Genomic DNA, 5,255 nt, shown 5'->3' with positions numbered 1-5,255 from the left:
CGCCGGGAGGGGCGAGGTCACGGGCCGCCTCCGCCTCGTCGGCGGGTCGGCCGCAACGCTCGCGGAGGCGACGGGCGGCACGCCCGACCTCGCGGTGTGGTCGCACCCGGTGACCCCGTCGGGCCGCGTCGAGCTGCTGCCGTTCCTGCACGAGCAGGCGATCTCGATCACGAACCACCGGTTCGGCAACCCGACGACGATCTCCGACGGCGTCATCTAGGCACTGAGCCGGATGCCACGAGGGGGCGGTCGCACGTGCGGCCGCCCCCTCGTCGTGCCCGGCCGACCCGGTCGGTCACCGACCGCGCCGGTGCCGGCGGCCGGGCCCGCGGCATCCGCTCGCGCCCTTGTGCACGCCCGGACGCTGCGCTAGACACGGAGCAGCTTGCGGCGCCGCGTCCCGAACCATCCGCACGGGGGCGGATCGAACCGGGGAGGGGGCTCTCATGGCATCGACGGCCGACACGCGTGCGTCGTCGAAGCTGAGCCTCCCGGCACTGACCGCGATGGTCGTCGGCTCGATGGTCGGCGCGGGCGTCTTCCAACTGCCGGCGCGCTTCGCGAGCCAGACCGGCGTGTACGGCGCCCTGATCGCGTGGGCGATCGCCGGGCTCGGCATGCTCACGCTGGCCCTCGTCTTCCAGACGCTCGCGATGCGGAAACCGGAGCTCGACAACGGGGTCTACGTCTATGCGAGGGCGGGCTTCGGCGTCTATCCCGGCTTCCTCTCCGCGGTGGGCTACTGGGCGTCGGCGTGCGCGGGCAACGCGTTCTACTGGGTGCTCATCATGACGACGATCTCGCAGCTGATCCCCGAGCTGCGACCGGTGCTCGGCGAAGGCGACACCTGGCCGTCGTTCTTCATCTCGGTCGCCGCCGTCTGGGGCGTCTACCTGCTGATCCGGCGGGGCGTGCGCGAGGCCGCCGCGATCAACTTCATCGTCACGATCGCGAAGCTCGTGCCGCTCGCGCTCTTCCTCGTGCTCGTCGTCTTCTACTTCGACTGGGACGTCTTCGTCGGCAACCTCTCGGGCGGCGCCGGGCCCGCGGGTGACGAGACGCTGTTCGAGCAGGTGCAGGGCACGATGCTGATCACCGTCTTCGTGTTCCTCGGGATCGAGGGCGCGAGCGTCTACTCCCGCTACGCGAAGCGGCGCTCCGACGTCGGGCGGGCGACCGTGCTCGGCTTCCTCTCGGTGCTCGCGCTCTTCGCGTCGGTGTCGATCCTGTCGTACGGGATCCTGCCCCAGGCCGAGATCGCCGCGCTGCAGCAGCCGTCGGCGGGCGGCGTGCTCGAGGCGGCGGTGGGCCCATGGGGCGGGGCGTTGATCCGTGTGGGCCTCATCATCTCGGTCCTCGGCGCCTACCTCGCGTGGCAGCTGCTCGCCGCCGACGTCGTGTTCGCTGCCGCGACCGACCGCGACCTGCCGCGCTACTTCGCGCGCCTGAACTCGCGCGAGGTGCCCGAGCACGCCGTGCTGTGGACGTCGATCCTCGTCACCGTCATCCTGTTCGCCGTCCAGTTCGTGAACGACGCGCTCGACTTCACCCTCGACCTCACCGCCGCGCTCTCGCTCGCGCCGTACGCCCTCGCGAGCGCGTACGCCGTGAAGATCGCGGTGCGACGAGATGGCTACGCGGATGCCGCGCCCGGCCTCCGCACGCGCGACCTCGTCATCGCGGCGATCTCGACCGCGTACACGCTGTTCCTGATCTGGGCGGCGGGCTACGTGTTCCTGTTCCTGGCGTGCATCCTGCTCGCCCCGGCGACCGCGCTCTACGTCCTGGCCCGCCGACAGCAGCAGGCCAGGGTGTTCCCGCCCGCCGGCCTCGTCGTCTTCGTCGTCATCGTGGCCTTCGCCGTGATCGGCGTCGTCCTGCTCGCCACCGGTGCCGTCCAGCTCTGATCGTCCTCGCGCCGCGGCGCAGAAGGGAGCACGCCATGTCGGACCAGTCGTACGGGGTCCATTCCGAGGTCGGCCGGCTCAGGAAGGTCCTCGTCTGCCGGCCGGGTCTCGGCCATGAACGGCTGACGCCGAGCAACAGCGATGCCCTGCTGTTCGACGACGTGCTCTGGGTGCAGAACGCGCAGCGCGACCACGCCGACTTCGTGCAGCACCTGCGCGACCGCGGCGTCGAGGTCGTCGAACTCCATGACCTGCTCGCCGAGACGCTCGCCGTGCCGGGCGCACGCGACTGGCTGCTCGACCGCAAGATCGTCGCGAACGAGGTCGGCGGCGGCCTCGTCGCCGACACCCGCGCGTTCCTCGACTCGCTCGACCACGCGACGCTCACCGAGTACCTCATCGGCGGGCTGTCGACGCGCGACCTGCCCGCGGAGTTCCGGGCGCCGGAGGTCGCGCTGGTGCGCGAATCGGCGGGCATGACCGAGTACCTCATGCCGCCGCTGCCGAACACGATCTACACGCGCGACACGACGTGCTGGATCTACGGCGGCCTGACCCTGAACCCGCTGTTCTGGCCGGCACGTCATGCGGAGACGATGCTGATGAAGGCCATCTACGACTTCCACCCCGACTACACGAGCAGCACGGTGTGGTGGGGCGACCCCGAGCAGGACTGGGGCCAGGCCACGCTCGAGGGCGGCGACGTGATGCCCGTCGGCAACGGCGTCGTGCTCATCGGCATGAGCGAGCGCACCTCCCGGCAGGCGATCACGGCCGTCGCCTCCCGGCTGTTCGAGGAGGGCGCCGCGGACCGAGTCGTCGTCGCCGGAATGCCGAAGCTGCGCGCCGCCATGCACCTCGACACGGTCTTCACCTTCGCCGACCGCGACCTCGTGACGTACTACCCCGACATCGTCGACGGCATCCACACGTTCTCGCTGCGACCCGCCGACGCGGGGGGCATCGAGGTCACCGAGGAGCGCTCCTCGTTCATCGCGGTCGTCGCCGAGTCGCTCGGGCTCGAGAAGCTGCGGGCGGTCGAGCCCGGCGGCGGATGGTACGCGGGCGAGCGGCAGCAGTGGGACAGCGGCAACAACGCCGTCGCGGTCGAGCCCGGCGTCGTCTTCACGTACGACCGGAACACCTACACGAACGAGCTGCTCCGCAACGCGGGCGTCGAGGTCATCGAGATCGTCGGCGCGGAGCTCGGGCGCGGGCGCGGCGGCGGGCACTGCATGACCTGTCCGATCTCGCGCGACGCCGTGGAGTACTGACACGATGGCGGTGCGCATCGATGCCGACCTGATGATCCCGGGCGAGGGCGACCCCGTCCGCGACGCGACCGTGGTGCTCTCCGGCACGACGATCGACTACGCCGGCCCGCGCGCCGGTGCCCCCGACACGGATGCCGCGGCCATCCACGTGCCGACGGTGATGCCGGGGCTCTGGGACTGCCACGCCCACCTGATCGGGTTGACCGGTGGCGACCTCACGATGCTCGTGCGGGAGCCGCAGGCCGTGCACGTCGCGCGCGCCACGCGCTCGGCGGCCGACCTCCTCGACGCCGGCGTCACGAGCATCCGCGAGGTCGGCGGCTACGGCGTCTCGCTCGCGCGCGTCATCGACGAGGGCACGATCCCCGGTCCGACCGTCTACGGCGCCGGGGCGATGCTGAGCACGACCGGGGGGCACGGCGACCTCCACGAGATGCCGGTCGACGTCATCGTCGAGGGGGCGCACCAGGGCCTGCCCCTGCAGCTCTGCGACGGCGTCGACGAATGCCTGAAGGCCGTGCGACTGCAACTGCGCCGGAACGCGAGGGTGATCAAGGTGCACGCCTCCGGCGGGGTGCTGAGCGAGCTCGACGACCCGATCCACCAGCAGTTCTCGAACGAGGAGCTGCGCGCGATCGTCGAGGAGGCCGGACGCGCCGGCCGGGTGGTCGCCGCGCACTGCCACGGCAAGCCGGGCATCATGGCTGCGCTCGAGGCCGGTGTCGGGTCGATCGAGCACGGCACCTACCTCGATGAGGAGGCTGCGGCGGCGATGGTGGAGACCGGCACGATCCTGGTCTCGACGCGGTCGATCGCCGCTCGACTACTCCGGCGACTCGACGAACTCCCGCCGTGGGCGGCGGAGAAGACCCGCATCGTCGCCGACCGACACCTCGAGTCGATGCACGTGGCCCGCGACGCCGGCGTGACGGTGGCCGCCGGCACGGACTTCGCGACCGTCGGCGCCGACTCGCTCGTGCCGCACGGCACCAACGCCGAGGAGCTGGGGCATCTCGTCTCGGTCGGCTACAGCCCGCTCGAGGCGATCCGGGCGGCTACCGCGACGGCCCCGCGCACGCTCGGGCCGCAGGCCCCGAGATCGGGGCGGCTCGAGGCGGGCTACGACGCCGACGTCATCGCGCTCGACGCCGATCCGCTCGTCGACGTCTCGATCCTCGTGGGTCCGGCGCACGTGACGCACGTGTGGAAGGCGGGGCGCGCGGTCAGGCGACCCGCGTGAGGCCGCCGGGTCGAGCGACCCGGGCGGCGGCTCGCCCGGGAGCCGAGCGGCCAATGGTCCCTGCACGCGACGCTCGTCGCTCCTAGGCTCTGGTCCATGGCCGTGCACGCACCGATCGTGACATTGACCATGAACCCCGCGCTCGACGTGTCGAGCACCGCCGACCGGGTCGTCTCCGAGCACAAGCTGCGGTGCGGGCCGAGCCGGTTCGACCCGGGCGGGGGCGGGGTGAACGTGAGCCGCGCCATCCGGAACCTCGGCGGCAGCTCGATCGCGGTCTACCCGCTCGGCGGGCCGACGGGTCAGGCGTACCGCGGCTTCATCGAGGAGGCCGGCCTCGTCGCCCGGGTGATCACGATCGCGGGCAACACCCGGGAGAGCTTCACGGTCGACGAGCTCTCGACGGGGGAGCAGTACCGGTTCGTGCTGCAGGGCCCCACGATGCGCGAGCCCGAGTGGCGAGCGTGCCTGTCGGTCGTCGCCGACGAACTGCCGATCGGCGGGTTCCTGGTCGCGAGCGGGAGCCTGCCGCCGGGCGTGCCCGACGACTTCACCGCGCGGCTCGCCGAGATCTCGGCCGCCCACGACGTGCGCCTGGTGGTGGATGCCTCGGGGCCGGCGCTGCGCCGCGCGCTGGACGCGGGCGTGTTCCTCATCAAGCCGAGCCGCGACGAGCTCGCCGAGCTCGTCGGCGCCGACGGCGAACTCGACGAGCCGGAACTGGTCGAGGCGGCCCGCGTGCTCGTCGCGTCGGGCCGGGCGGAGGTGGTCGCGCTCACCCTCGGCGGGCGCGGCGCCGTGCTCGTGACGCGAGACGAGGTCCTGAGGCTGCCC

5 protein-coding genes are annotated in these 5,255 nt (G+C 72.1%); all 5 read left to right on the top strand.

Annotated features, from left to right (window positions below):
* The coding region (locus ESO86_RS11055) for a hypothetical protein (protein ID WP_165307673.1) at positions 1-220 on the top strand (220 nt) is incomplete at its 5' end.
* 226 nt (positions 221-446) lie between these two features.
* Positions 447-1,907 (top strand): basic amino acid/polyamine antiporter, encoded by a 1,461-nt coding sequence (locus tag ESO86_RS11050; protein ID WP_129234988.1) that lies wholly within the window; start codon positions 447-449, stop codon positions 1,905-1,907.
* 35 nt (positions 1,908-1,942) lie between these two features.
* On the top strand, positions 1,943-3,181 hold the full coding sequence (locus ESO86_RS11045) for an arginine deiminase (protein ID WP_129234986.1): 1,239 nt from the start codon (positions 1,943-1,945) through the stop codon (positions 3,179-3,181).
* 4 nt (positions 3,182-3,185) lie between these two features.
* Positions 3,186-4,421: a metal-dependent hydrolase family protein gene (locus ESO86_RS11040; RefSeq protein WP_129234984.1), complete on the top strand. Its 1,236-nt coding sequence runs from the start codon at positions 3,186-3,188 to the stop codon at positions 4,419-4,421.
* A gap of 96 nt (positions 4,422-4,517) precedes the next feature.
* The coding region (locus tag ESO86_RS11035; protein WP_165307671.1) for a 1-phosphofructokinase family hexose kinase at positions 4,518-5,255 on the top strand (738 nt) is incomplete at its 3' end.

The organism is Agromyces binzhouensis (assembly GCF_004135055.1).
In the GTDB taxonomy this organism is placed as follows: Bacteria; Actinomycetota; Actinomycetes; order Actinomycetales; family Microbacteriaceae; genus Agromyces; species Agromyces binzhouensis.
Note: the sequence above shows the minus strand (reverse complement) of the source record. Positions and strands in the feature narration are given on the sequence as shown.